Annotated in this window: 14 protein-coding genes; 11 read left to right on the top strand and 3 right to left on the bottom strand. The window is 73.0% G+C overall.

The genetic code is table 11. The features are described 5' to 3' along the window. Positions 1 to 293: 293 nt before the first annotated feature. Positions 294 to 1,163, top strand: coding sequence for an alpha/beta fold hydrolase (locus ABT122_RS13195; RefSeq protein ID WP_351549876.1), 870 nt, complete (start codon positions 294 to 296; stop codon positions 1,161 to 1,163). Between the two features lie 144 nt (positions 1,164 to 1,307). Here ABT122_RS13195 and ABT122_RS13200 read toward each other — a convergent pair whose 3' ends face one another. From ABT122_RS13200 to ABT122_RS13210, 3 genes are all read right to left on the bottom strand, one after another. After that, positions 1,308 to 1,733 carry an ATP-binding protein gene (locus ABT122_RS13200; RefSeq protein ID WP_351549879.1) on the bottom strand — a complete coding sequence of 142 codons (426 nt, stop codon included), beginning with the start codon at positions 1,731 to 1,733 and terminating at the stop codon, positions 1,308 to 1,310. 88 nt (positions 1,734 to 1,821) lie between these two features. Then, positions 1,822 to 2,190: an STAS domain-containing protein gene (locus ABT122_RS13205; RefSeq protein ID WP_351549882.1), complete on the bottom strand. Its 369-nt coding sequence runs from the start codon at positions 2,188 to 2,190 to the stop codon at positions 1,822 to 1,824. Between the two features lie 225 nt (positions 2,191 to 2,415). Next, positions 2,416 to 3,231: an SDR family NAD(P)-dependent oxidoreductase gene (locus tag ABT122_RS13210; protein ID WP_351549885.1), complete on the bottom strand. Its 816-nt coding sequence runs from the start codon at positions 3,229 to 3,231 to the stop codon at positions 2,416 to 2,418. Between the two features lie 1,519 nt (positions 3,232 to 4,750). On the opposite strand from ABT122_RS13210, the gene ribA reads away from it, so the two are divergent. The 10 genes from ribA (at position 4,751) to ABT122_RS13260 (ending at position 26,653) form a co-directional block, all read left to right on the top strand. Then, a complete protein-coding gene (ribA, locus tag ABT122_RS13215) occupies positions 4,751 to 5,305 on the top strand; it encodes a GTP cyclohydrolase II (RefSeq protein ID WP_351549888.1) in 555 nt (184 codons plus the stop codon). Next, entirely contained in the window at positions 5,298 to 6,986 is a 1,689-nt protein-coding gene (locus ABT122_RS13220; RefSeq protein WP_351549891.1) for a WD40 repeat domain-containing protein, read from the top strand. The genes ribA and ABT122_RS13220 overlap by 8 nt, the downstream gene beginning before the upstream one ends. Further along, entirely contained in the window at positions 6,983 to 8,020 is a 1,038-nt protein-coding gene (locus tag ABT122_RS13225) for a formylglycine-generating enzyme family protein (RefSeq protein WP_351549894.1), read from the top strand. The genes ABT122_RS13220 and ABT122_RS13225 overlap by 4 nt, the downstream gene beginning before the upstream one ends. 24 nt (positions 8,021 to 8,044) lie before the next feature. Further along, entirely contained in the window at positions 8,045 to 9,916 is a 1,872-nt protein-coding gene (locus ABT122_RS13230; RefSeq protein ID WP_351549897.1) for an NAD(P)H-dependent oxidoreductase, read from the top strand. Positions 9,917 to 10,291: 375 nt separating this feature from the next. Further along, positions 10,292 to 12,412: a non-ribosomal peptide synthetase gene (locus ABT122_RS13235; protein WP_351549900.1), complete on the top strand. Its 2,121-nt coding sequence runs from the start codon at positions 10,292 to 10,294 to the stop codon at positions 12,410 to 12,412. Beyond that, positions 12,409 to 21,894, top strand: a complete 9,486-nt coding sequence (locus tag ABT122_RS13240) for an SDR family NAD(P)-dependent oxidoreductase (protein WP_351549903.1) — start codon at positions 12,409 to 12,411, stop codon at positions 21,892 to 21,894. Before ABT122_RS13235 ends, ABT122_RS13240 begins: the two co-directional genes overlap by 4 nt. A 926-nt stretch (positions 21,895 to 22,820) precedes the next feature. Continuing rightward, positions 22,821 to 23,744 carry a 3-hydroxyacyl-CoA dehydrogenase family protein gene (locus tag ABT122_RS13245; protein ID WP_351549906.1) on the top strand — a complete coding sequence of 308 codons (924 nt, stop codon included), beginning with the start codon at positions 22,821 to 22,823 and terminating at the stop codon, positions 23,742 to 23,744. 66 nt (positions 23,745 to 23,810) lie between these two features. Further along, positions 23,811 to 24,857, top strand: a complete 1,047-nt coding sequence (locus tag ABT122_RS13250; protein ID WP_351549909.1) for an HAD-IIIC family phosphatase — start codon at positions 23,811 to 23,813, stop codon at positions 24,855 to 24,857. 40 nt (positions 24,858 to 24,897) lie between these two features. After that, complete coding sequence (locus ABT122_RS13255; RefSeq protein WP_351549912.1) at positions 24,898 to 25,620, top strand: alpha/beta fold hydrolase; 723 nt, start codon at positions 24,898 to 24,900, stop codon at positions 25,618 to 25,620. A gap of 181 nt (positions 25,621 to 25,801) precedes the next feature. Then, the gene (locus ABT122_RS13260) at positions 25,802 to 26,653 is read left to right on the top strand and encodes an MBL fold metallo-hydrolase (RefSeq protein ID WP_351549915.1); all 852 of its coding nucleotides are present in this window, start codon (positions 25,802 to 25,804) and stop codon (positions 26,651 to 26,653) included. The last annotated feature ends 52 nt before the right edge of the window (positions 26,654 to 26,705 follow it).

The raw sequence follows: 26,705 nt of genomic DNA on the forward strand, positions 1-26,705 counted from the left end.
GCCGGTCCGGGCCCGTGCGCCGGGGCGGCCGGGGCCGGGCGGGTGCCAGGGGCGGCCCGCTGGGCCGGGGAAGCGGGGTGGCCAGGGGCGGGCGGGTGCCAGGGGCCGGGGGCGGCCGGGGCCGGGCGGGTGCAGGGGCGGCCCGCTGGTCCCGGGGAGGCGGGGCGCGCGGTGGGTGTCACCCGGACGGCGGGGGCGATTCACTCTCCCGGACCGGCCGGGGGGCGGCCCGCGCGGGGCCGGGCGGACGGTGGGGCGACAGCCTTCCCTCCCAGCAGGAAGAGAGACCCCTCATGGCTGTGTCCCCTCCCCCCTCCCGTACGCGGCGCCGGATAGCGGTGCGCGCCACCGCCGTGTCGGCGGCGCTGGCGGCGGCGGTCTTCGCCACCGGGCCCGCGATGGCCGGCGGTGACCCTTCCGGTTCCTCCAACCCCGAGCCCACGGGGCAGGGAGTGAAGCCGACCGTGGTCCTGGTCCACGGCGCGTTCGCGGACGCCTCGGGCTGGAACGCCGTGGTCGAGCGGCTCCAGCAGCGGGGGTATCCGGTGGTCGCCCCGCCGAACCCGCTGCGCGGGGTGCTCAGCGACTCGGCGTACGTCGCCTCGGTCCTCAAGAGCATCAAGGGCCCGATCGTGCTGGCCGGCCACTCCTACGGCGGGGCGGTCATCAGCCAGGCCGCGGCCGGGAACCCGAACGTGAAGGCGCTGGTGTACGTGTCGGCCTTCATGCCGGACGTGGGGGAGAACCCCGCCACCCTGTCGACGAAGTTCACCGGCAGCGATCTGGGGACGGCGCTGCGCCCGGTCCCGTACACCGACGGGACGGCCAGCGGCACCGATCTGTACATCCAGAACGAGAAGTTCCACGCGGTGTTCGCCGCCGATCTGCCGGCGGCGCAGACGCGGGTGATGGCGGTCGAGCAGCGGCCCGTCGCGCAGGCCGGGTTCGGGCAGAACGCCACCGCGGCGGCGTGGAGGACGATCCCGTCCTGGTTCATCGTGGCGAAGAACGACAAGGCGATCGCCCCGGATCTGGAGCGGTTCGAGGCCAGGCGGGCGAAGTCGCGCACGATCGAGATCAGTTCCTCGCACGTGGCGATGATGTCGCACCCCGATGTCGTCACCGACCAGATCCGCGACGCGGCCCACGCCACGGCGGAGTAGCGGGAAGCGGCGGAGAGGGCCCCTGGCGGTCCCCGGGAGTCTTCGGGGGTCTTCGGCGGGGGGCGGGTGCCGGACACGGTGCTCGCCCCCGGCGCCGCTGTGCCGCGCGCCGCGGACGGCGCGGGACGGGCGGGGCGGGGCGGTTCAGTGCAGGGGCACCCGGGCGCGGATGGTCTTGCCGCCGGGGGCGGGGGTGATGGCCACGCCGGTGCTGAGGCGCAGGACCAGGGGCCAGCCGTAGCCGCCGGTGCGCAGCGTGCGGGGGCGGGGCGGGGGTGCGGGCAGCGGCGGGGCGCTGGTGCGGTCGGTGACGGCGATGTGGAGGGTTCCGGCGCTGACCGCGGCGGTGAAGCGGACCAGTCCCCCGCCGTGCCGGATGGCGTTGGTGACCAGTTCGGAGGTCACCAGGAGCGCGTCGGCCAGGACGGTCTCCGCGTCCCGGCCCGGGCCCCGGGGGCGGGGGGCGCCGGCCAGCAGCCGGCGTACCGTGTCGCGTGCCTGGGCGGGTGTGGTCACGGCCGTCCGGGTTCCGGTACCGGAGCGGGCCGTGGTCGTGTCCTGAGCTGTCATCGGGAAACTCCCTCCTGATCGGCCGCCTGTGTCCTGTCTGTGCGCCTGCCCCGGCGGGAGCGGGCGCACACGGCCGGCGGCGGCCCGGTCAGTTCCGGGGCGCTGTGCGCAGGGTACGCAGGGCGTCGCCGGCGGAGTCGGCGAGGGTCAGGAGGGCGGCGGCGTCCGTGGTCTCGAACAGGCGGGCCACCGCGCGGGGGAAGGGTCCCGCGACCACCAGTGCGGCGCCGTGGGCGCGGTGGGCGTGCTGGGCGTCCAGGAGCAGGTGCAGGACGCAGGAGTCGGCGAAGGCGGTGGCCGACAGGTCGACGACGGTCGCGGCGGGGCGGCGGGCGGCGGCCGTGCGCAGGGTCCGGGCCAGCGGGGGTGCGCTGTCGGCGTCGATGTCGCCCGTCGGGCGCACGACCCATACGGCCCGGGTGCCCGGGCGCGCCGCTTGGGGGTCCGTAACCGTCACTCGTCTCTCCCCTGGTCCGCTGGTCCGTGTGCCTGTGTGCCGGTGTGCCGTGTGCCGGTGTGCCGTGTGCCGTTTCCGTCCGCCGGGGGCAGCGGGCGGGCGCGCCGGGCGCGGGCCCGGCGCGGGTGTCCGTGCACGCCGCGGCGGGCGGGTGCGGGTCGCTTGTTGCCGCCCGGGGCGGCTTCAAACGGTGGGCCGCCGTCCGGATTCCGGCCGGGCCGGGGGTCAGCGGGGTGCGGGTTCGCGGGGCTCGACGCGGAAGGCGAAGGGGATGACGCCGGGGTCGAGCGCGGTCGCCGCGCCGTCGGCGGTGAGGACGGCGCCGTTGACGAACGACGCGGCGGGCGACAGGAGCCAGGCGATGGCCTCGGCGATCTCCTCCGGTTCGCCGGGGCGGCGCGCGGGGATCAGGCGGGTCGCCTGGGTGTAGGCCTCCTCGGTGCCGGCCAGTCCCGCCTCCCGGGCGAACCGGGTCATCCTGCGGTCGGCCATCTCGGAGCGCACCCAGCCGGGGCAGACGATGTTCGCGCGCAGTCCGCGCGGGCCGTAGTCGACGGCGAGGGAGCGGCACAGGTGCAGCAGGGCGGCCTTGGAGGCGGCGTAGGCGGCGCTGGCCAGGCCGTTGCGCAGGGCGGAGACCGAGGCGACGGCCACGACCGCGCCGCGGGCCGCCAGCAGGTGCGGCAGGGCGGCGCGCTGGAGGAGGAAGGGGCCGGTGACGTTGGTGCGCATGACCGCTTCCCAGTCCTCGGTGGACAGGTCGCCCACCGCGCCGGGCCGGACGGTGCCCGCGTTCAGCACGAGTCCGTCGAGACGGCCGTGGGCGGTGACGGCCGTCTCGACGAGGGCGGTGACGGCGTCCGGGTCGGCGGTGTCCCCGGGGTGGGCCAGCGCCCCGGTCTCGGCGGCGACGCGCAGGAGCGGGCCGGGGCGCCGTCCGGAGGCGACCACGTGGTGCCCGCCGGCGCGCAGCAGCCGCACGGTGGCGGCGCCGATGCCCGATCCCCCGCCGGTGACGATGAAAACCTTCTGGCCGTCCATGCCCGTCCCGTCTGCGAGACACCGTGTGCGGCGGGGGGTGTGCCGCCCGCGCCGTGCGGGCCGCGCCCGCGCCCGGGTGCCGTGTGCGTTGCCGTCTGCCGTCTGCTGCGTGCTGTGTGCGTCTGCCGTCTGCCGTACGGCCCGTTCCCGGTGCCGTGTGCCGGTGCCGTGCGCCGTGCGGCCCGCGCCCGGTGCCGTCTGCGCCGCCGCCGTCCGCCGTTGCCGTTGCCGTCTGGCGTCTGGCGTCTGGCGTGAGGTCCGTGCCGTGTGCCGCGGTTGTGCGGCCTCCGGCGCGGGTTCCGTGACGTGGGGCGCGGGTGTGGTGCGCGGGGACGCCGGGGCCCCCGGGGTGTTTCTACCGCACCGGGGGCGGGCGGGGTGCGCGGCGGGCGGCCGTGTCGCCGGCGGACAGCGGGAGCGGGCGGGCCGGGCAGCCGCCGGCGGACAGCGGGCAACGGGCAACGCGCCGGGCCGGTGCGGCCGGTTCCGCGCCGCGGGGCCGGGCCGCGCCGCGGGGCCGGGCCGGGCCGGGCCGGAAAGGGACAAGGAACCGGAGGGGAAGGGGGGGTGCGGCGGGGAAAGGGGGATGCGGCGGGGAAAGGGGGATGCGGCGGGGAAAGGGGGATGCGGCGGGGCGTCCGTGTGCCGGTGGCAGGGTCCGCCGGCGGGCGGCCGGGAGGAGGCGGCGGGGCCGGGCTGCGGGGGCGGCGGGGCCGGGAGTGCTCCGGGGGGCGAGGGGAACCGGCCAGGGTCAGCGGGCCGGCCGGGGCCGGGGTGTGCGCCGGGACAGGGGGCGGGCCGGGGCCGCGGGGGCCGGGCTGCGGGCGGGCCCGCGGGGGCGGCCCGGGTGCGGGGCGCGGGCGCGTGAGCGCGGGCCGGGAGGCGGGAGTCCGGGGCGCGGGGGCGGGTGCGGGCATGTGCGGGCCGGTGCCGGGGGGCGGGCCCGGCGGGGGCCGGGGTTCCTCTTCCTCCTGCGCGGCACCGCCCGTTGCGCATTCCTTCATGATCCGCCGGAATTCCCCGCCGGGTGTTTCCGATCTTCTTTCGTTGATCCTTTCGCGCACCGCACCCGCAAGGGCTGTGGCCGGAAACAGACTTGCGCGTGCGCGGGTGTGCTTGCCGAATAGGAAGGGTCTCGCTGCCGGGTTCTCCGCGGCCGCGGGTGTTTACGGTGGATGGCGCCGCGCGGGCCGGTGGAGAAGGCGGTCCGGATGCGGCCCGACGGGAGTGCGGTGCGCGTCCGAACGGGAGAGATCCTGGCCGGAAGAAGTCCGCTTAAAAGTCATTGATCCGGGTGTTGACACGATGTATCCGGCAGGGCAGCATGCAACATCCCTGTGTTTTTGAGTGACCACTGATCCGTGCCGTCGCCATGCCGTCGTCTGTGTAGCGGGATTTCAGCAGCCTCAAACCTGAAGGGGTTCCGATGGAGGCAGCAGAGACAGGTCCGAAAGCGGCTGTGCTTCGTGCCGTGGTTCCTCTTCCCCTGTATATATCCGGGGCTCTGCGGATGGCCCGGATGGTCTCGTTCGACGGTCTCGCGGACGGCCGGGAGCATGTGGCGATCCTGTTCGGGGAGCCGTCCTCGGTGCCGCTGCCGCTGGTGAGGGTGCATTCGGAGTGCCTGACCGGTGACATATTCGGGTCGGCGCGCTGTGACTGCGGGCCGCAGCTGCGCGAGGCGCTCTCCACCATCGAGGCGGAGTCGGGGGTGCTGGTGTATCTGCGCCAGGAGGGGCGCGGGATAGGCCTGTACAACAAGCTCGACGCCTATACCCTCCAGGACGACGGTTATGACACGTATGAGGCGAACCGGGCTCTGAACTTCGCCGGCGACCTGCGCGACTACACGAGTGCGGCGCAGATTCTGCTGGCGCTGGACATCCGGCGCATACGGCTTCTGACCAATAACCCGGAGAAGTCGGAGCAGTTGCGGCGGCTGGGTGTCGATGTGTCCCTGCAGATCCCTACGGGCGTGTATGCGAATCATGTGAATTTTCATTATCTGAAGACGAAGGTGAATCAAGCCGGGCACATGATAAAGCTCGACGGAAAGCGAGCGGACTATGATTGAGCACAAGGGTCCCATCAGCGGTGTCGCGGCGCACGGGGATGCGTATGTGGCGACCGCCGGATACGACAACCAGGTTATTCTGTGGGACCAGTCGACGGGAAAGGCCCTGGGCCGGGTGGTGCACGACCATCTCGCGAACCAGTGCGCCTTCACCCCGGACGGGCGGCGGCTGGTGACCTCGTCGAGCGATTACACGGCGCGGCTGTGGTCGGTGCCGGATCTGCGGCTGCTGGCGGTGTTCAACGACCAGAGCGACGATGTGGAGATGTCGGTTCCGCATCCGACGCGGGAGCTGGTGGCGGCGGTGTCGCGGGACCATCACGCGCGGGTCTACGACTACAGCGGGGCGCTGGTGCAGCGGCTGTCGGGGCACACGGCGGATGTCATCTCGGCGGCCTGGGTCAGCGAGGACGAGCTGATCACCTCCAGTGACGACGGGACGGTCAAGCGCTGGCAGGTGGGCAGCGGGGCCCTGCTGGAGGACATCGACCTGGGCGGGGTGGAGACCGACACGGTCGCGGTCGGCGCGGACGGGACCCTGTACGCGGGGAACGACGCGGGACAGATCGTGGTGATCCGCTCGGGGGTCAGCGAGCGGGTGGACGCGCACCGTTCGGGGGTCAAGCGCCTGGTCCTGGACGCGGGGCGGGCGCTGCTGGTGAGCCTGAGCTACGACCGGAGCCTGCGGATCTGGGACGTGTCCGGCCCGCTGCCGGTGCAGGTCGACGAGGCCGCGGTGCCCGATGACGTATGGCCGCGCTCCTGTGCGTTCGCGGGCGCTTCCGCGCTGGTGTTCGGCACGTTCGGGGCGACGTACCGCACCTACGACTACCGGCGGCGGGCCTGGCGGGCGGCGGTGGTGCGGCCCACGCACGGGGTGAACGCGGCCTGCGCGCTCGGCGCGCGGGTGCTGAGCGTGGGGGACGCGGGCATCGTGCGCCGGGACGGGAAGGAGCATCTGTCGCTGGGGAGTCTGTGCAACTTCCTCACGCCCGCCCCGGGCCTGGTGCTGACCGGGGGTCAGCTGGGGCTGGTCATGGACGCGCTGAGCGGCCGGGCGCTGCACCAGCACCGCTCGCCGCTGAACTGCGGGGCGGTCTTCGAGCGCGGGGGTGTGCCGCACGCGGTGATCGGCTCCTACACCGGTGACGGGCTGGTGTTCGCCCTGGGCGGCGGGGGCGCCGAGCACGTGGGGGACCTGCCGCTGCACGAGAACGCGGTCAAGGGCGTCGCGGTGTCGGGGGAGCTGATCTTCTCGGTGTGCGCCGACCGGTCGGTGGCCTGGCACAGCACGCGGACCCTGGCGGAGGTGCACCGGGTGGAGGGGGCGCACGGGCGGATCGCGAACGGCTGTGTCGCCCTGGGCGGCGGGGCGTTCGCCAGCACGGGCCGGGATCTGGTGCTGCGGCTGTGGGACGCGGACTTCGGCTGCGAGAGCGTGCCCACCCCGCACACCCACTCCGTCAAGTGCGTCTGCGCCGGGGCGGACGGCCGGTTCATCGCCACCGGCGCCTACGACGGCCACGTCGCCGTCTTCGACCGCGAACGCGGCCGGTGGCAGCCGGCGCTGCGGCCCACCACCTCCGGCATCTCCTCGCTGGCCTACCACGCCGGCCGCCGGTGCTTCCTGGCCGGCTCGTACGACGGCAGCGTTTACGAGATCCCCGAAGGAGCGGTATGACGGTCGCGAGCGGAGAGACCACCCCCATCAACTCGGACATGATCGGTGACCGGCAGGCGATGCGGCTGCCGCCGTGGTTCGAGGGCCGCTGCGCCGCGGACAGCCTCGCCGCGCACGGCGCGGACCTTCTCGGGAGCGGCGGCGGCCCGCGGGCGCTGGCCGCCGCCGCGGAGGACCCCGCGGCGCCCTTCGAGCGCCGTTACGCGGCCGGGGCCCTCGTCTCGCTCACGGGCGATCCGCGGATCAGGCCCGACGACCCGGTGATGGACACGGTCCCGGGCGGGCGGGTGCGGATCGGCCTGCCGCCGCAGGAGGTCGGGCGGGTGATCGGCGAGTGGGGCCACGCGGGGGTCGAGGAGGCGTGGATTCGCAAGGAGTGCCCCGCGCACGAGAGGGACATCGGCGCCTTCCGCATCGGCCGCTACCCGGTCACCAACCTGGAGTACCGGCGGTTCCTGGAGGACACCCGGGCCCGCTGGCTGCCCACGTCGTGGCGGTTCGGCTGCTACCCCGACCAGCTCGCCAACCACCCGGTGTGGACGGTGCCGCCGCAGGCCGCCGACGCGTACGCGGCCTGGCTCGCGCAGCGCACCGGGCGGGCGTTCAGGCTGCCGTCGGAGGCCGAGTGGGAGTACGCGGCCGGCGGCGGGGACCGCGAGTTCCCCTGGGGCGACACCTTCAGCGCGGACGCGGCCAACACCTCCGAGTCCGGGCCGCTGTCCTCGACGCCCGTGGGCATCTACCCGGCCGGCCGCTCCCCGTTCGGCGCCCTGGACATGGCCGGCAACGTCGAGGAGTACACCGCCGACGACTACCGCCCCTACCCCGGCGGCGAACTGATCGCCGATGACCTCCTGCCGTACCCCGGCGGGCTGGAATCGGCCAGCCCCGCCCTGCGGGCCCACAGCACCTACCGCATCGCGCGCGGCGGGAGCTTCACCCGCCGGGGGGACCTGGCCCGCTGCCGGCGGCGGCACGGACTGTACGACCGGGCGTTCTACGCGGTGGGTTTCCGGCTCGCCGAGACGGTCTGAGACGCCGAGGGGGGTGCGGGGCACGTGGCGCTGGCGCCGAACGTCGCGGTCATCTACCACAGCAACCACGGGACCGTCCACGCGCTGGCCCGCGCGGCGGCGGCGGGGGCCGCGGCCGCCGGGGCGGCGGTACGGCTGCTGCCCGTCCCCGGCACCCCGCCGCCCCGCACCGGCACCGGCACCGGCACGGGCACGGGCACGGGCACGGGCAGGCGTTGGGATACGGGTGCGGGTGCGGGTGCGGGTGCGGACGGGGCCGGGGCCGGGGCCGGGGAGGAGGGGGGCCGGACCGCGGACCTGACGGACCTGCTGTGGGCCGGCGGGCTGATCTTCGGGACCCCCACCCACTTCGGGAACGTGTCCCACCCGCTGAAGCGGTTCATCGACTCCGCGTCCCCGCTGTGGCGGCGCGGTGTCCTGGCCGGGCGGGTCGTCACCGCGATGACCAGCTCCGCCAGCCTCCACGGCGGACGGGAGTCCACCCTCCTGAGCCTCTACCACAGCATGTACCACTGGGGAGCGCTGATCCTGCCCCCGGACGCCGGTGACGGGGCCAACCCGTACGGGGTGTCCGCGCCCGCGGACCCCGGCGGCCGGGTCGCCGCCGACGTCCTGCGGGCCGCCGCCGCCCTGGGCGCCCGCCTCGCCCGCACCACCGCCCGCCTCGGCCCCGCCCCCCTGCCCTTCCTCCCCGCCACCGCCCCGGCACCGCCCCGGACACCGGAACCGGCACCGGACCCCGCCGCCGCGAACGGCACCGCACCACCCCGACCGGCACCCGGCACAGGAGCGGAGGCGGAGACGGGACCGGGGCCGGGGCCGGGGGCCGTCCCGGGAACGCGTACCGGGGCGGATACGGAACCGGGACCGGCACCGGGCACAGGGGCGGAGGCAGGGGCGGGGCCGGTTCCGGTTCCGGGAACGCGTGCCGAGGAGGGTGCGGAGGCGGGGCCGGCACCCGGAACGGGCACGGGAGCACGCCCGGCACCGGCACCGGAGGCGGGGGCGGACGCGGTGTCCGGAGACGGTACGGGAGTGCGCGCCGGGACCGGTGCGGTGCTGTCCGGGGACGGTACGGACGGACGCGCCGCGCCGGCTCGCGCAGCCGTGTCCGGGGCCGTTCCGGTGACGGACACGGCTGCGGGCGGGGGCGGGGAGCCGGGCACCGCCCCACGCACGGCCCCGGCACCGGGCCGTGGTCCGGGGCGGGATACGGGCCGCGGCCCGGGGGCGTGGCGGGATTCGGCCACGGGTCCCGGGCGGGGCGGGGGCCGGGCGGTGCGGGTCGCGGTGGTCTGCCACCCGGCCGAGGGTCCCACCCTGGCGCTGGCCGCCGCCCTGGCCGACGGCGCCCGCCGCGAGGGCGCCGAGGTCCGGCTGCGGCGCGCCCACCCGGACCGCCCGGCCGGCGCGGCGGCCCCGGAGGTGCCCGCCGCGACCCCCGCCGACCTCCAGTGGGCCGACGCGGCGGCCCTGGGGGCCCTGGCCCGTATCGGCACCATGGCACCGCAGTTGCTGGCCTTCCTCGAGTCCTGCGAGACCCCGCGCGAGGAGGGCCGGCTCCGTGTCCGCGCGGCCACCGCGTTCGTCACCACGGCCCATCCGCACAGCGGCAGCGAGAGCGCGCTGCTGGCCCTGTGCAACACCCTGCACCACTGGGGCACGCTCATCGTGCCGCCCGGCTACACCGACCCCGTCGTCACCGAGGCCGGCGGGAATCCGTACGGAACCTCCTGGTCCCTGTCGCAGGGCCCCGTCCCCGGCCCGGCCGTGCTGCGGGCCGCCCGCTACCAGGGCGCCCGCCTGGCCCGCACCACCGCGCGGCTCCTGGGCCCGCCGGCGCCGCCGGCCGCGCCCCGGGAGAGCGCCCTTCCCGCACTCCCCCACGCCCCCTGACACCTTCCCAGCCTCCCCCGGACCCCTTCCGGCCCCCTTGGCCCCGCAGCCGACCGCCGCAGCCCGGACCCCGACCACCGCCAACTGACCACCACCGACCGCCGACCGCCGACCGCCGACCACTGACCGCCGACCACCGCGAACCGCCGACAGCCGACCACCGACCGCCGACCGCCGACCGCCGACCGCCGACCACCGCGAACCGCCGACAGCCGCCCGCCGACGCGCCGGGCCCGTTCCCGGCACCCCTCCCCCACCGTCCCGGCGCCGGAGCACCGGACCGGCACACGGCACCACGGCCGCCAGGCTCTCCCGGCCCCCGGGCCGGGCCCGGCCCCGGACGTTCCCGCACCCCGCACGCGCAGGAGGAGCACCATGACCCTGGCCCACGGCGACGCTGCGGCCCCCGGGACGAACGAGCCCGCCGACCTCCATCTCAGCCGGCTCGTCGCCCGCCGCTGCGGCCGGCACCCCGGCCGTGCCGCTCTGCTCGCCCCCGGCCTGCCCCCGCTGACCTACCGCGAGCTGGCCCGCCGGGTCGAGGAGACCGGACGGGTCCTGCGGGACTGCGGCATCACCCCCGCCGACCGCGTCGCCCTGGCACTGCCCCACGGCCCGTCGGCGGCCGTGGCCTACCTGGGCGCGGCCTGCGCCGGGCAGGCCGCGCCCCTGGACCCGGCGGGCCGGGCGGCGGAGTTCGACTTCTACCTCACCGACCTCGACGCCCGCGCCGTGATCACCGAACAGGGCGGCGACAGCCTCGCCGCCGCCGTGGCCCGCGCCCAGGGCCGCCGGGTCATCGAACTCGCCCCGGACCCGGCCGGCCCCGCGGGCGCCTTCACCCTCACCCCCGGCCCCGCCACCACCGCCGCCACCGGTACCGGCACCGGCACCGGCGGCATCCCGGCGGGCGGCGGCGGCCGGGAGGACAGGGGAGAGGGCAGGGGCGGGGAGGTGGCCTTCGTGCTCCACACCTCGGGGACGACCGGCCGGCCGAAACTGGTCCCGCTGACCCACCGCGCGGTGTGCACCTCGGCCCACAACATCGCCCTGAGCCTGCGTCTGGGCGAGGGCGACCGGTGCCTGAACGTGCTCCCGCTCTTCCACGGCCACGGCCTGATGGGCCCCTGGCTGGCGACACTGTCCGCGGGCGCGGACGTGGTGTGCCCGCCGGGCTTCGACGCCTCGGCCTTCCCCGGCCAGCTGCGGGAGTACGCGCCCACCTGGTACACGGCCGTGCCCGCCATCCACCAGGCCGTCCTCACCACCCTCACCGGCCCCGGCGGGCCCACCGCAGACGGACCGGGCGGACCGGGCGGGCCGGGCGGGCCGGGCGGGGGGCGGCTGCGGCTGGTGCGGTCCGCTTCCGCGCCGCTGCCGGGCGCTGTGGCCCGGGCCCTGGAGGAGACCCTGGGGGTACCGGTCATCGACTCCTACGGCATGACCGAGGCATGCTCGATCATCACCAGCGGCCCGCTGCCGCCGCGGGCGCGCAAACCCGGCTCGTCGGGGGTGTCCATCGGCGCGGACGTCGCGGTGATGGACCCGCGGGGCGCTCTGCTGCCCCCCGGGGAGAACGGGGAGATCGTGCTGCGCGGCCCGACCGTGATCGGCGGCTACGCCCGCAACCCGGACGCGGACGCCGCCGCGTTCACCCGCGGCTGGTTCCGCACCGGTGACAGCGGCCACCTGGACGAGGACGGCCATCTGTTCATCACCGGCCGCCTCAAGGAGATCATCAACCGCGGCGGCAGCAAGGTCTCCCCGCTGGAGGTCGACGGGGTGCTGTGCGCGCACCCCGCGGTCGCCGAGGCCGCCGCGTTCGCCCTGCCGCACCCCACCCTGGGAGAGGAGGTCGCGGCGGCCGTGGTCCTCCGCCCCGGGGCCCGGGCCGGCGACGACGACCTGCGCGCGTTCCTCGCCGCCCGCCTGACGGCCCACAAGATCCCCCGCCGGATCTTCCGCACCACCGCGATCCCGCGCACGTCCACCGGGAAGATCCAGCGCACCGCCCTCACCGCCCGCTTCACCCCCGCCCCCCGCACAGCCCCCGGCACACCCCCCGGGGCGGCACCCGGGGCGGGCAGCGGGGAGGGCGGGGCGGGGGCGCAGGCCGCGGTCACCGGGATCTGGGCCGAGGTCCTGGGCACCGCGGCCATCGGCCCGCACGACCACTTCTTCGACCTGGGCGGCAACTCCCTGCTGATCCGCCGGGTCCAGCGGCGCCTGCGGGAGACCACCGGCGCGGACATCCCCGTCGTGGACCTCTTCGCCCACCCCACCGTCACCGCGCTGGCCCGCTACCTCGCCCACCGCACCGGCACACCACCACAGGAACAGGAACGGGAGCAACAGGAACAGGAACGGGAGCAACGGGAGCGGGGGCCGGACCGGGGCCGGGGGCCGGGGCCGGCGGAGGACGGCATCCCGGCGCCGGGAGCGGCCCGGCTGGCCGGGCGGCGCGCGCGGCGGGAGCGGGGGGACACGCAGGCATGAGCACCGGCCTGGAGATCGCGGTCATCGGACTGGCGTGCCGGTTCCCGGGAGCCCGTGACGCGGACGCGTTCTGGGACAACCTGCGCGAGGGACGGGAGACCATCACCCGTTTCAGCGAGGAGGAGCTGACCGGGGCGGGCATCCCGGCGGCGGCCCTGCGGGACCCCGCGTACGTGCCGGCCCGGGGCGTCCTGGACGACCCGGCGCTCTTCGACGCCGCGTTCTTCCGCATCAACCCGCGGGAAGCGGAACTGATGGACCCCCAGCACCGGGTCTTCCTCGAATGCGCCTGGGAGGCCCTGGAGAACAGCGGTTACGCCTCCGGGCACGGCTGCGGGCCCGTCGGCGTGTACGCGGGAGCGTACGAGAACACCTACCGCCGGTATCTGGAGGCGGCGCCCGGTCTGCTGGAACGCGCCGGGTGGCTCCAGACGCACCTGAGCAACGAACGCGACTACCTGGCCACCCGCGTGGCCTACCGGCTCGGTCTGCGCGGCCCGGCGCTGACCGTGCAGACGGCGTGCTCGACATCGCTGGTCGCGGTGCACCTGGCGGTCCAGGGACTGCTCGGCGGGGACTGCGACACCGCTCTCGCCGGCGGGGTGACGGTACGGGCCCGGCAGGTGGAGGGCTACCTCTTCCAGGAAGGGGGCATCCTCTCCCCCGACGGGCACTGCCGGGCCTTCGACGCCGGGGCCCGGGGCACCGTCAGCTCCTCCGGCGCGGGGATCGTGGTCCTCAAGCGCCTGGAGGACGCGCTGCGCGACCGCGACACGGTCCGCGCCGTGATCAAGGGCACCGCCGTGACCAACGACGGCGCGGCGAAGGTGGGGTTCAGCGCCCCCAGCGCGGAGGGACAGGCGCGGGCCGTGGCCGCGGCCCAGGCCATGGCCGGCACCGCGCCGGAGACCATCGGCTACATCGAGGCCCACGGCAGCGGCACCGCGCTGGGCGACCCCATCGAGGTCGAGGCCCTGACCCGCGTCTTCACCACCCCCACCAGCGGCACCAGCAGCACGGGAAGCGCGAGAAGCGCGAGAAGCGCGGGAGGCACCAGCGGCGCGGGAAGCGCGGACGGGCCAGGGGGCGCGGACGGCGCGGGAGGCGCGAACGGCCCAGGGGGCGCGGGAGGCGCGGACGGGCCGGGGTGCGGTATCGGCTCGGTCAAGACCAACATCGGCCACACCCACGCCGCCGCCGGGGCCGCCGGGCTCATCAAGACCATTCTGGCCCTGGAACACGGCCAGATCCCGCCCACCCTCCACTTCCGCCGCCCCAACCCCGACCTCGGACTGGAACGCTCCCCGTTCCGTGTCGTCTCCGCCCTGACCGCCTGGCCGCGGGGCGCCACCCCGCGGCGGGCCGGTGTCAGCGCCTTCGGCACCGGGGGCACCAACGCGCACACCGTCCTGGAGGAAGCCCCGGCGCCCGGCACGCCGGTGCCCTCACCGCCGTGGCAGCTGCTGGTGCTGTCCGCCGGCAGCGAGGACGCCCTCGACACCGCCACCGGGCGCCTGGCCCGCCACCTCGCCGCCCACCCCGGCCAGGAACTCGCCGACACCGCCTACACCCTCCAGGCCGGCCGGGTCCCCCTGACCCACCGCCAGGCCCTCGTCTGCCACGACCGCGCCGACGCCCTGCGCGCGCTCACCGCGCCCGCCCCGCGCCGTCTCCTGCGCGCCAGGGCCCAAGACCCCGCCCCGGCCATCGCGTTCATGTTCCCCGGCCTCGGCGAGCAGTACCCGGGCATGGCCCACGACCTCTACACCGGCGAACAGGTCTTCCGCGAGGAAATCGACCGCTGCGCCGCCCTGTTCGCCCCCCACCTCGGCACCGACCCGCGCACCCTCCTCTACCCCCCCGCCGGCACCGGGCCCGCCGGCCACACCACCCCGGCAGACGGGCCCGCCGGCCACGACGCCCGGGCGGGCAGCGGGCTGGACCTGCCCGCGCTCCTCGGCCGCACCACCCCCGGAACAGGGGCAGGAAGCGGGACCGGCGGCGGGGACGGGACCGGCGGCGGGGGCGGCGGCGGGGGTGCCGGGGACAGCGCTCTCCACCGGACCGTCAACGCCCAGCCCGTCACCTTCATGACCGAATGGGCCCTGGCCCGCCTGTGGATGTCGTTCGGAATCCACCCCGACGCCATGACCGGCTACAGCATCGGGGAGTACGTCGCCGCCACCCTCGCCGGCGTCCTCACCCTGGAGGACGCCACCCGCCTGGTCGCCCTGCGCGCCCAGCTCATCGACCGCACACCCCCCGGCGCCATGCTCGCCGTCCCCCTGCCCGAACACGAGGCCGCCGCGCTCGACCCCCGCGTGAGCGTCGCCGCCGTCAACGGGCCCGCCCTGTGCGTCCTGGCCGGCCCCCCCGACGCCGTCCACCGGCTCCACCACGACCTCGCCCGCGCCGAGGTGGCCAGCCGCCTCCTGCCCACCACCCACGCCTACCACACCCCCCTCCTCGACCCCGCCCGCGACAGCCTCACCGCCCTCGCCCGCACCCTCACCCTCCGCCCGCCGGACATCCCCTACATCTCCAACCTCACCGGAACCTGGATCACCGGCACCCAGGCCACCGACCCCCGCTACTGGGCCCGCCACATGTGCGAGACCGTCCGCTTCGCCGACGGCATCCGCGAACTCTGGCGCACCCCCGCCCGGGTCCTCCTGGAAACCGGCCCCGGCCAGTCCGCCGGCAGCATCGCCCTCCAGCTCCTGCCCCCCGACCGGGGCCGGCGCACCACCATCCCCACCCTCCCCGCCGCCCACGACCCCACCCCCGCCCGCCGTACCCTGCTGACCGCACTCGCCCGCCTCTGGCTCACCGGCGCCCAGCCCGCCTGGCCCCGTACCCACCCCCCCACCCGGCCCCCCGCCCGTGTCCCCCTCCCCGCCTACCCCTTCAGCCACCAGCACCACTGGCCCACCCCTCACCACACCACCACCACAACCACCGAAACCAGGACAGAAACAGAAACAGAAACGAAAACAGAAACAGGAACGCGGACAGGGTCGGGAACAGGAACAGGAACGGGGACAGGGGCGCGGACAGGAACAGAAACAGGAACAGGGGCGGGGGCGGGGGCCGCACCGGCCACCAGCCCGCAGACCGTCACCGACACAGAGACCGGCACCGGAACCAGCACGGAAACAGGCACAGGCACAGGCGGGGGCGGGGAAACGGGAAGAGACCCGGAAACCGGAGCCGAAACCGAAACCGATGCGGGTGCGGGTGCGGGGAGACTGGAGAAACTCGCGGACATGACGGACTGGTTCTCCGTCCCCGCCTGGGCCTCCACCGCACCGCCGGCCCCCGTCACCGCCGCCGAACTCGCCCGCGCACCCGGGCACTGGCTCCTGTTCGCCGACACCCTCGGCATTACGGAACACCTCACCCAACGCCTGGAACACGCCGGGCACACCGTCACCACCGTCACCCCCGGCGACACCTTCCAGCAGCACACCCCCCGCGGCTACAGCCTCGCCCCCGGCGACCGCGGCCACTACGACCTGCTCCTCCAGCACCTCCCCGCACCACCCCGCACCATCGTCCACCTCTGGACCACCACCCCCACCACCGGACCGCCCACCACCCACACCCTCACCACCCACACCACCCACGGATTCACCAGCCTCCTCCTCCTCACCCAGGCATGGGCCGCCCGCCACCCCCACCACAGACTCCACCTCGCCGTCGTCTCCAACGAACTGCGCCAGGTCACCGGAACCGACCCCGTCAGCCCCGAGAAAGCCACCCTCACCGGCCCCTGCACCGTCGCCCCCCAGGAACACCCCGGCCTCACCACCCAAAGCATCGACACCGACCTCCACACCCCACCCCGCACCACAACAAACCCAGAACCAGAACCAGAAGCCGCCACAGACACCAACACCCACACAGGAACAACCACAGACACAAACCGGAACACCGGCACAGGAACAGACACAAGTACAGGAACAAGCACGGGCCAGGACACGGACACGGGTGCCAGCACGAGCACGGACACAGGCACCGGCACCGGCACGGGCACGGGCACAGATGCGAGTACGGATGCAGGTGCAAGTACAAGCGTGGGCACAGATGCGGGCACAGGTGCGCGTACGGGCACGGGTGCCGGCGGCCGGGCAGGGACAGGAACGGCAACGGAGACCGCTCCGGCAACCGGACCCGGGACCGGGGCGAGGGCAGACGCCGGGTCAGAATCGGGAACGGGAACGGAATCCGGCACGGGACGACCGGAACCGGGGACCGGACCAAGTGCCGCGCCGGACGCAGACCCCGGACCGGATGCCGCGCAGGGGGCCGGGCAGGGGGCAGACCCCGGGACGCGGCCGAGGGCGGCAGCCCGCCGGGAAGGCAGCACCCCCGGCCCCGCCGCCCGCGCCGCCGAACAGATCCTCGCCGATATCCTCCACCACCCCCACGACCCCGTCACCGCCCACCGCGGCACCCGACGGTGGACCCCCCGCTGGGAACCCCTCCCCCTCCCCCCGGCCCCCCGGACCCCGCCCCGTCTCCGCGACCACGGCGTCTACCTCATCACCGGCGGCCTCGGAGGCATCGGCCTCACCCTCGCGGAACACCTCGCACGCACCGTCCGAGCCCGCCTCGTCCTCACCACCCGCACCCCCCTCCCCCCACCCCGCACCCACAGCGCCACGAACAGCACCCACAGCGGCAGAAACGAGCACACCAACCGGACCGAGGACAGAAACGGAAACGAGGACAGGAACCGGACCGAGGACAGGAACAGGAACAGGGACGGGACCGGGGCCGGGGGCCGGGCCGGGGACGGGGACAGAACCGGGACACCGGACGGACTCACCGACAGAACCGGGCAGCAGGAGACCGGGCAGGGGAAAGGCCCGGAGACGGCCGGGAACACCACCGGAACGCCCCCGGCCACCCCCGCGGAACGGGCAGCCGCCCTCGAACAGCTCGGCGCGGAAGTCCTCCTGGTCCAGGCCGACGTCACCGACCGCCGGCAGATGCACACCGCCGTCACCGAGGCCCGCCGGCGTTTCGGCACCATCCACGGCGTCATCCACACCGCGGGAATCCCCGGCAGCGGCCTCATGCAGCTGAAGGACCCCGACACCGCGCACCGGGTCCTCGCCCCCAAAACCACCGGCACCCTCATCCTCCACGAAACCACCGCCGGCCTCGACCTCGACTTCATGCTCCTGTGCTCATCCACCATCGCCTTCACCGGAGGCCTCGGCCAGGCCGACTACTGCGCGGCCAACGCCTTCCTCGACGCCTTCGCCCACCACCGCACCACCACCACCGGCCCCACCACCTCCCTCCAATGGGACGCCTGGCAGGAAACCGGCATGGCCGCCCGCACCATCGGCACACCCACACCCACACCCGTCACCGGACCGGCAGACACCAACACACCACCACCACCACCACCCGCACCCGCACCCGCACCCGCACCCGCACCCGCACCACAATCCCGGCCGGAAACCAGCCCAGCGCCCCGGCACACGGCCACACCGGCACCGGAAACCAGCCCAGCGCCCCGGCACACGGCCACACCGGCACCGGAAACCAGCCCGCCGCGCCGGCCGGAGACCGCACCGCCACCGGAACCCGGCCCGCCGCCCCGGCCGGTGACCGGCACTCCGCTCCGGCCGGCGGCCGGCCGCGCACGGAAGGAGGAGCCCACGCCCCGGCCCGCACCCGGGGCCGTCGCGGGGGCCGTCGCGGGGGCCGTGGCGGGGGCGGGGGCCGTGGCACTCGGACACCCCCTCCTCCACACCCGCGTCACCAGCACCGCCACCCACGCCCTCTACACAGCCCGCTTCGCCCCCGGCCACTGGCTCGTCGACGACCACCGCATGCTCGGACACCCCGTCATCCCCGGCACCGCCTACCTCGAAATGATCCGCGCGGCCCTCGCCGACCAGGGCCACCCGGGCCCCCTCCGCTTCGACAACGTCCTCTTCCTCACCCCCGCCGTCCTCAGCACCCGCGACACCAAAGAAATCCTGATCACCCTCGAACGCGTGAACGGCGCCTTCCGCTTCACCGTCACCAGCCACCACCCCAACCAGCCCGCCCCCACCGAACACGTCAACGGCACCGCCACCCCCACCCCGCACACCCCGGAAGATCCGGGAGATCCGGGAGATCCGGGAGATCCGGACAGCCCGGAAGTTCCGGACAGCCGGCACACCACCAACAGCACACACGACAGACACGGCACACACGGAGCGGGCGGGAACCCCGCCCCGGACAGCCCGCAGGACACACACCGCCCGGACACCGCAGGCCACCCCGGCGGCAGCACCAGCCCCAGCGGCCCGCACACCACACACCACCGCGGCCATCACAGCGACGGAGACGAAGACGGGGACGGGCACGGGGAACCGCGCGGGGCCACCGGCCCGGACCGCCCGGACGGCCCGCACAGCGGACACCACCGGGACAGCGCCGGAAAACCGCACGGGAACACCCTCCGGGAAGAGGAACCACAACCGGCCGGGACCCACAGCCACAACAGCACAGACAGCACCGGAAAACCGCACGGCACAGACAGCACGGGCGGGCCCGGGAGGAACACCACCCCCAGCGGCCCGCAGGACACACACCACCGCAACAGCGACGAGGCACAGCCGCGGGGAACCACCCGCCGGCAGGACAGCCCCAGCCCTCCCCGGCACGGACACCACCCGGACCCGGACACCAGCGGCCCCGACACCCCGGACAACACCCCCACCGGCCACACCCGCACCACAACAGACACCCGCACAGACACAGACACCAGCACCAGCACCAGCACCGGCACCGGCACCGGCACGGGTGACAGCGGCGGCGGTGCCGGTGGAAACCACGGCCACCGCACCGGCCGGAGCCAGGACCGGGACCCCGCACCCCGCGCACCGCACACCCACGGCCGCCCCGCGGACAGCCCCCGCCCCGCAGGGCACCCGGAGAACCTCATCCACCGCTACGGACTGAAGGAAGTAACCCCCCTACACCACAACGGGCCCATGACCTTCGGCCCCCGCTCCCAGTGCATCGACCGCATCTGGGCCGGCCACGGCCGGGCACTCGCCCGCCTGTGCCTGCCCCGCCCCTTCACCACCGACCTCGAACACCTCGCCCTCCACCCCTTCCTCCTCGACATCGCCACCGGATACGCCAGCCTCTACCTCGAACCCCACTACCACATGCCCCTGCAATACCACACCATCACCATCAGCCGGCCCCTCCCCTCCACCTTCTACAGCCTCCTCCAGCACCACCCCGGCCACCCCCACCGCGAAACCCTCACCCTCGACATCACCCTCCTCGACGAACACGGCCACACCCTCCTCCACGCCCGCGAATTCACCATGAAGAAAGCCCGCGCCCTCACCACCAAACTCCCCGCACTCCGCGACGGCACCTCCACCGAAACCACCCCCCACACACCCACCCACAGCACCAGCCCAGAAACCACCGGAACTACCCGAACCACCGGAACCACCGGAACCACCGGAAGAGCGGACAGCCCAGACCACACCACGGGCACAGCCCGCACCGACCACGGGGAAAACACCGGCCACACGGAAGAAACCGGCCGCGAAGAAAGAGGCCCGGACAGCACCGGAAGAACCGACAGCACAAACGGCACAGCCCCCACCGGAGACACGGACAGCACCCGCGACACCGGCAGCACCCACACGACGGGAAACACGGCAAACACCAACCCTGCCGCAGGAACAGACAGCACGGAACGGCCGGACACGACACGGAGCACACCCAGCCCGGCAGGACAGAACCACACCGGAGAAACAGACAGCCCGGACAGCACAAACGGCTCCCGGGAAACAGACACCGGCAGCACAACCCGCAGCACGGACACCACAGGACCGGCAGCCGGCACCCCCCGCACAAACACCACCCACAGCACGGACACCGCACACCACGCCGGAACAGCGGACAGCACCCACGAAACGGAAAACCCCCACACCACCAACAACACCAGCAGCACACACAACAACTCAGAAACCGGCAGCACACAAAAAACGGACAGCACAAGAGACACCGACAGCACAACCAGCACCACAGAAACAAACAGCACCGGCAACACCCACCGCACCGGAACCACAGACCACACCACCAGAACAGACACCACAACCAGCACCGACAGCACTGACAGCACTGACAGCACTGACAGCACCAGCGGAACCCACGACACCAAAACAACAGACAGCACAGCCAGAACACAAGAAACGAACAGCACAGCAAACACAGCCGGAACGGAAGCAACCAACCCCGGGAAAGAAACAGCCCACACAACAGGCACAAGCAGCACGGACCGTGCGGGAAACACAAACCCCGCAGGAGAAGACGGCCGTACCCGAGGAACAGACCGCACAAGCAGCACAGCCAGGACAGAAGAAACAAAGCCTGCGCCAGGCACACACGGCACGGAAACAGAGGCCCGCACAGACAGCACAAACCCCACAGGAGAAACCGACCCCGCGGGAGAAGCAGGCCGTACGGACGGAGACAGCCGTACGGGAGAAGACGGCCGTGCGAGAGAAACCGACCCCGCGGGAGAAGCGGGCCGTACGGGAGGAGACAGCCTCGCGGGAGGAGACAGCCGTACGGGAGAAGACGGCCGTACGGAAGGAGACAGCCGTACGGGAGAAGACGGCCGTACAGAAGGAGACAGCCTCGCGGGAGGAGACGGCCCCCGCGAGGGTACCGGCAGCACGAGAAACACGGCCCGCACGGTCGGCACGGAAGGAGAGGCCGGCACGGGCAGCACAGGCCCCGCGGGAGACGGAGCCGCCGGCGGACACACCCGGGCCGCTCACCCTCCCGCCCCACCCCGCCCCACCCCGCCCCGCCGCGACACCACCTTCCTCGAACACCTCCGCACCGGAATCCTCCCCGCCGAAGGCACCGCCGCCCTCGACCGCATCCTCACCCACACACCCACCCCCCAGATCACCATCGCCACCAAAACCCTCACCACCCTCACCCACCACACCAGCACCACCCTCCCCACCCCCACCCATACCGACACGACCACACACACAGAAACCCACACCAGCACCAGCACCAGCACCAGGACGGGGACGGGGACGGGCAGCAGCGGGACAGACAGGGGCAGCGGAACCAACAGCGGGACGGGCAGCGGGGCAGGCAGCGGCAGCGGAACCAGCACCGGGACGGAAGCATCCCGGCACGCCCACCCACGCCCCCCGCTCACCACCCCCTACACACCCCCCACCACCCCCACCGAACACACCCTCACCACCCTGTGGCAGGACCACCTCGGCATCCACCCCATCGGCACCCACGACAACTTCTACGAACTCGGCGGACACTCCCTCCTCGGCATCCAGCTCCTCAACCAGCTCCGCACCACCCACCACATACACATCACCCTCCCCACACTCTTCAACAACCTCACCATCGCCGAACTCGCCCACGCCATCACCACCCCACCACCCCACCCACCAGCCAACTGACCCACCAACACCCACCCCGACACCACCAACACACACCGGCACACCGGCACACCGGCACCCACACCGGCACCGGCACCCCGACACCCACCGGCAGACACCCCGGACCCACCGACAGAAGCCACACTCACCGGCAGACACCCACCCCGGCACCCGCCGACAAACGCCGGCAACGCGCCCCGGACCCGCCGCCCACCCCACGGACAAACAACCCCCAACCCACCCCAAACCCCAACTCAAACCCCAACCCAGCCCAAACTCACCCCCGGGCCCCCGCCAACCCAACCCCGCCCAGCCCAGACTCAACCCCCACCGAACCCACCGCGAACCCAGACTCAACCCCCGCCGGACTCAACCCACCGCGAACCCCCGCCGAACCCACCCCACCCCGCACCCCGGGCCCCCGCCGAACCCACCCCGAACCCAAACCAACCCAGATCCAACCCAGATCCAACTCAGATCCAACCCGCCAGACCCGGCCCGGACCGGCCCCAACCCGCCAGACCCGGCCCAACCCGGACCCCCGCCGGCCTCAACCCACGGCCCCGCCCAACCCAACCCGGACCGAACCAGCGGACGCACCCAACCCGGACCGGCCCCAACCGGCCCCAACCGGCCCCGCCCAACCCGGGCCGGACCGAACCGAACCCGCCAGACCCGAACCGAACCCGCCAGACCCGAACCGGACCAGCCAGACCCGAACCGAACCCGCCAGACCCGAACCGAACCCGCCAGACCCGAACCGAACCAGCGGAAAGGGAACCGAAAAACCAAAAGAAAACAAGAAGAAAAGAAAGCAGGAAGAAAAAAGAAGAAAAAAGAAGGAAAGAACCGGAAACCGGAAAGACACCCCACCCCCACCCCCGACCCCGACCCCCACCCCCGCCCCCTCACCCTCACCCTCACCCTCACCCGCGGAGGAACCCCGCATGCGCGTCGCCGTCATCGGAGCCGGAACCATGGGCACCGGAGTCGCACAGAACCTCGCCACCGCCCACCACGACGTCCTCCTCATCGACACCGACCCCACCATCCTCGACCACGCCAGACAACAGATCCACCACAACCTCCGCCTCCACCACCTCCTCACCCCCACCACCCCCCACACCACCACCATCCCCACCGGCCCCGGCACCGGCATCGACACCCCACCCCCCACACCCCACCCCACACCCCCACCCGACCACGACCCCGACCGCGCACTCACCCGCATCACCTGCACCACCGACCACACCCAACTCACCACCACCGAATTCGTCATCGAGAACACCACCGAACAATGGGAAACCAAACAACACCTCTACCCCCTCCTCGACACCCACTGCCCCGACCACTGCATCATCGCCGCCAACACCTCCACCCACCCCATCACCAAAATCGCCGCACTCACCCACCGCCCCACCCACATCATCGGCATCCACTTCATGAACCCCGCCCCCCTCAAACCCCTCGTCGAACTCATCCCCGGACACCACACCACCCCCGACACCATCACCCGCACCCAACAACTCCTCACCACCCTCGGAAAACACACCCTCACCATCAAAGACACCCCCGGCTTCATCTCCAACCGCATCCTCATGACCACCATCAACGAAGCCATCAACCTCGTCCACGAAAACATCGCCACCCCCGAACAAATCGACACCCTCTTCACCACCACCCTCGGCCACACCATGGGCCCCCTCCACACCGCCGACCTCATCGGACTCGACACCATCCTCCACAGCCTCCAAAACCTCCACCACCACACCAACAACCCCAAATACACCCCCAGCCCCCTCCTCCACCACATGGTCAACGCCCACCTCCACGGCCGCAAAACCCACCAAGGCTTCTACCCCTACCCCTAAACCACACCCCACACAAACACCACACAACACACAAACACACACCACAGAAAGCAAAAGAAGACAGAAATGGAAAAGCATCAGGAAAAACCAGCCGCAGCGGGAATCAAATGCGTTGTCTGGGATCTCGACAACACCCTCTGGAACGGAACCCTCCTGGAGGACGATCACGTCACTCCCCACCCCCACATCACCGATGCGATAAAAGAGCTGGACGCACGCGGCATCCTTCACTCCATAGCCAGCAGAAACGACCCCGCCACCGCCATGGCGCAGCTCGAACGGCTCGGGCTCGCCGAGTACTTTCTCCACCCTCGTATCGGCTGGGGGACAAAGTCGGCTGCTGTCGCAGAAATTGGGCAGGCACTCAATATTTCCCTGGACACCGTGGCCTTTGTCGACGACCAGCCCTTTGAGCGGGAGGAGGTGGCCTTCCGGCATCCGCAGGTCAGGTGTCTGGACCCCGGGGAGGTCCACGATGCCGTCACCCGATGGGCTGAATTCCAGCCCCGGTTCATCACCGACGAGTCACGGCGGCGCCGGCATCTCTACCGCAGCAGTATCGAGCGTGAGCAGGCGGAGCAGGACGCCGACGCGGTGGGGGACGACTTTCTCGCGACGCTCGGCATGGTCTTCTCCATCACCCGGGCGGGCGAGGAGGATCTGCGGCGGGCCGAGGAGTTGACCGTCCGTACCAACCAGCTCAACTCGACCGGGCACACCTACTCCTACGACGAGCTGAAGGAGTTGCTCCGCTCTCCGCACCATCTTCTCCTTGTCGCGGAGCTCAGCGACCGCTTCGGCACCTACGGCAAGATCGGTCTGGCGCTCGTCGAGACCCGGGCCGAGGTGTGGACTCTCCGGCTGCTGCTGATGTCCTGCCGGGTCATGTCACGAGGGGTGGGGACGGTGCTCCTCCACCACGTCATGGGGCTCGCCCGGGACGGCGGCGTACGGCTCCAGGCGGAATTCACCGATACCGGCCGCAACCGGATGATGTACATCACCTACCGGCTGGCCGGATTCACCGAAGTACCGCACGCGACCGATCTGTTGGAGACAGATCTCCGTCTGATCCCTCCGCCCCCGCAGCATCTCACCCTTAACATCCCCTGAGACGCCCACCACTCATCCCTCCCCGCGGAACGGAAAGACCATGACGACTTTTGTCCTTGTTCACGGCGCTTGGAGCGGCGCGCATGACTTCCGGAAGGTCAGAGCCGAGCTGCGGGCCGCCGGTCATGAGGTGTTCACCCCGAGCATGACCGGTATCGGGGAGCGCGCCCATCTGACCGGCCCACATGTCGGTCTGACGACCCATATCACCGACGTGGTCAACTCCATCGTCTACGAGGATCTCGACGAGATCGTCCTTCTCGGCTTCTCCTACGGCGGATTCGTTGTCACCGGGGCCCTTGACCTCATCGGCGAGCGGGTCTCGCATCTGGTCTATCTCGATGCCTTCGTTCCTCATGACGGGGATGTCGTCGACCCCGCCGCAGCGGCCGGGCGGGCCCGTCGGCCCGTGGGGCCCGGTGAGGACTGGCAGTTGCTGCCGCCTCCGCGGCAGTTCGAGGACCCGGACTTCACGGCCTGGTTCACCGCGCGGCGTACACCGCAGCCGATCTCCTGCTTCACCGAGCCGATCCGTATTCCGCGGCGGCCCGAGGACTACCCGTTCTCCCGCACCTTCATCAAGGCCACCGGGGAGCCCCGGCCGGAGCCCGGTGGTCCGTTCTGGGCCGGTGCCGACCGGGCCCGGAAGGCACCGGAGCTGTGGAACTACCGGGAGATCGACACCAACCACATGATTCCCAGCAACCGCCCCGCCGAACTCGCCGACCTGCTCCTGGAACTGAGCCGACCCGAGCGGAGCTGATCGAACCCGAGCCGATCCGAGCCGACCAGAGCCGATCCGAGCCGACCGCTCACCCTCCCGGCCCACGCCCCCGGTCCACGCACCCGGGAGTCCGTGGACCCTCGAAGCCCCCGAGCCTCAAAGCCCCGGATTCACGAATCGTGAGTACGGGAATCCGTGACCTCACGAAGGGGAACCAGCGATGCCGCCCTGGATCTGTGAGACCTGTGGAAACCTCGACTATCAGGAAGCCGCGCCACCGGACGTGTGCGCGATCTGCGCGGACGACCGCCAGTGGGTGCCCGCGGGCGGGCAGCGCTGGACCACGCTCGCCGAGCTGGTCGCCGCGGGCTGCCGCAGCGACATCCGCGAAGTGGAGCCCGGGCTGACCGGGATCGGTGCCACCAGGCAGGTGGGCATCGGGCAGCGCGGTCTGTTCCTGACCACCGAGCACGGCAATGTCCTGTGGGACCCGTCCGGGTTCGTCGACGACGACGCCCTCCGGGCCGTGCGGGAGGCCGGCGGGCTGCACGCGGTCAGCGCGAGTCATCCGCACTTCTACGGTGCGATCGTCGAGTGGGCCCGCGCCTTCGACGCGGAGATCCTGCTGCCGGAGGCCGATATCTCCTGGCTGGCACGGCCGTCGGCCGTGGAACCGCTGGTGAGGACCTGGGAGGGCACCCGGGCGGTCTTCCCCGGCGTCACCCTGGTCCAGTGCGGCGGCCACTTTCCGGGCAGCTCGGTTCTCCACTGGGCGGAGGGGGCCGACGGCGCGGGTGTCATCCTCAGCGGGGACACCATCAATGTGTCACCCGGCGAGGACCGGGTGGCCTTCCTCTACAGCGCGCCCAACCGGCTCCCGCTGCCGGAGCAGGGGGTCCACGGTGTGATCGACGCGGTTCGCCCCTATCCCTTCGACCGCATCTACGCCCACTGGTGGGAGCCCGCGATCCGTCACAGCGCCCAGGAGGTGCTGAAGAACTCGACGGACCACTACCTTCAGATCCTGCGCGGGCAGAAGCCGGAGTGGATCAACCCGTCCGGCCGGTCCTGAGCAGTCGGCGCGGAGGAACGGAGGGGGCGGCGGACCGGGCCCGCCGCCCCCT

Origin of the sequence: Streptomyces sp. NPDC001985 (assembly GCF_040296845.1) — a bacterium.
Classification (GTDB): Bacteria; Actinomycetota; Actinomycetes; order Streptomycetales; family Streptomycetaceae; genus Streptomyces.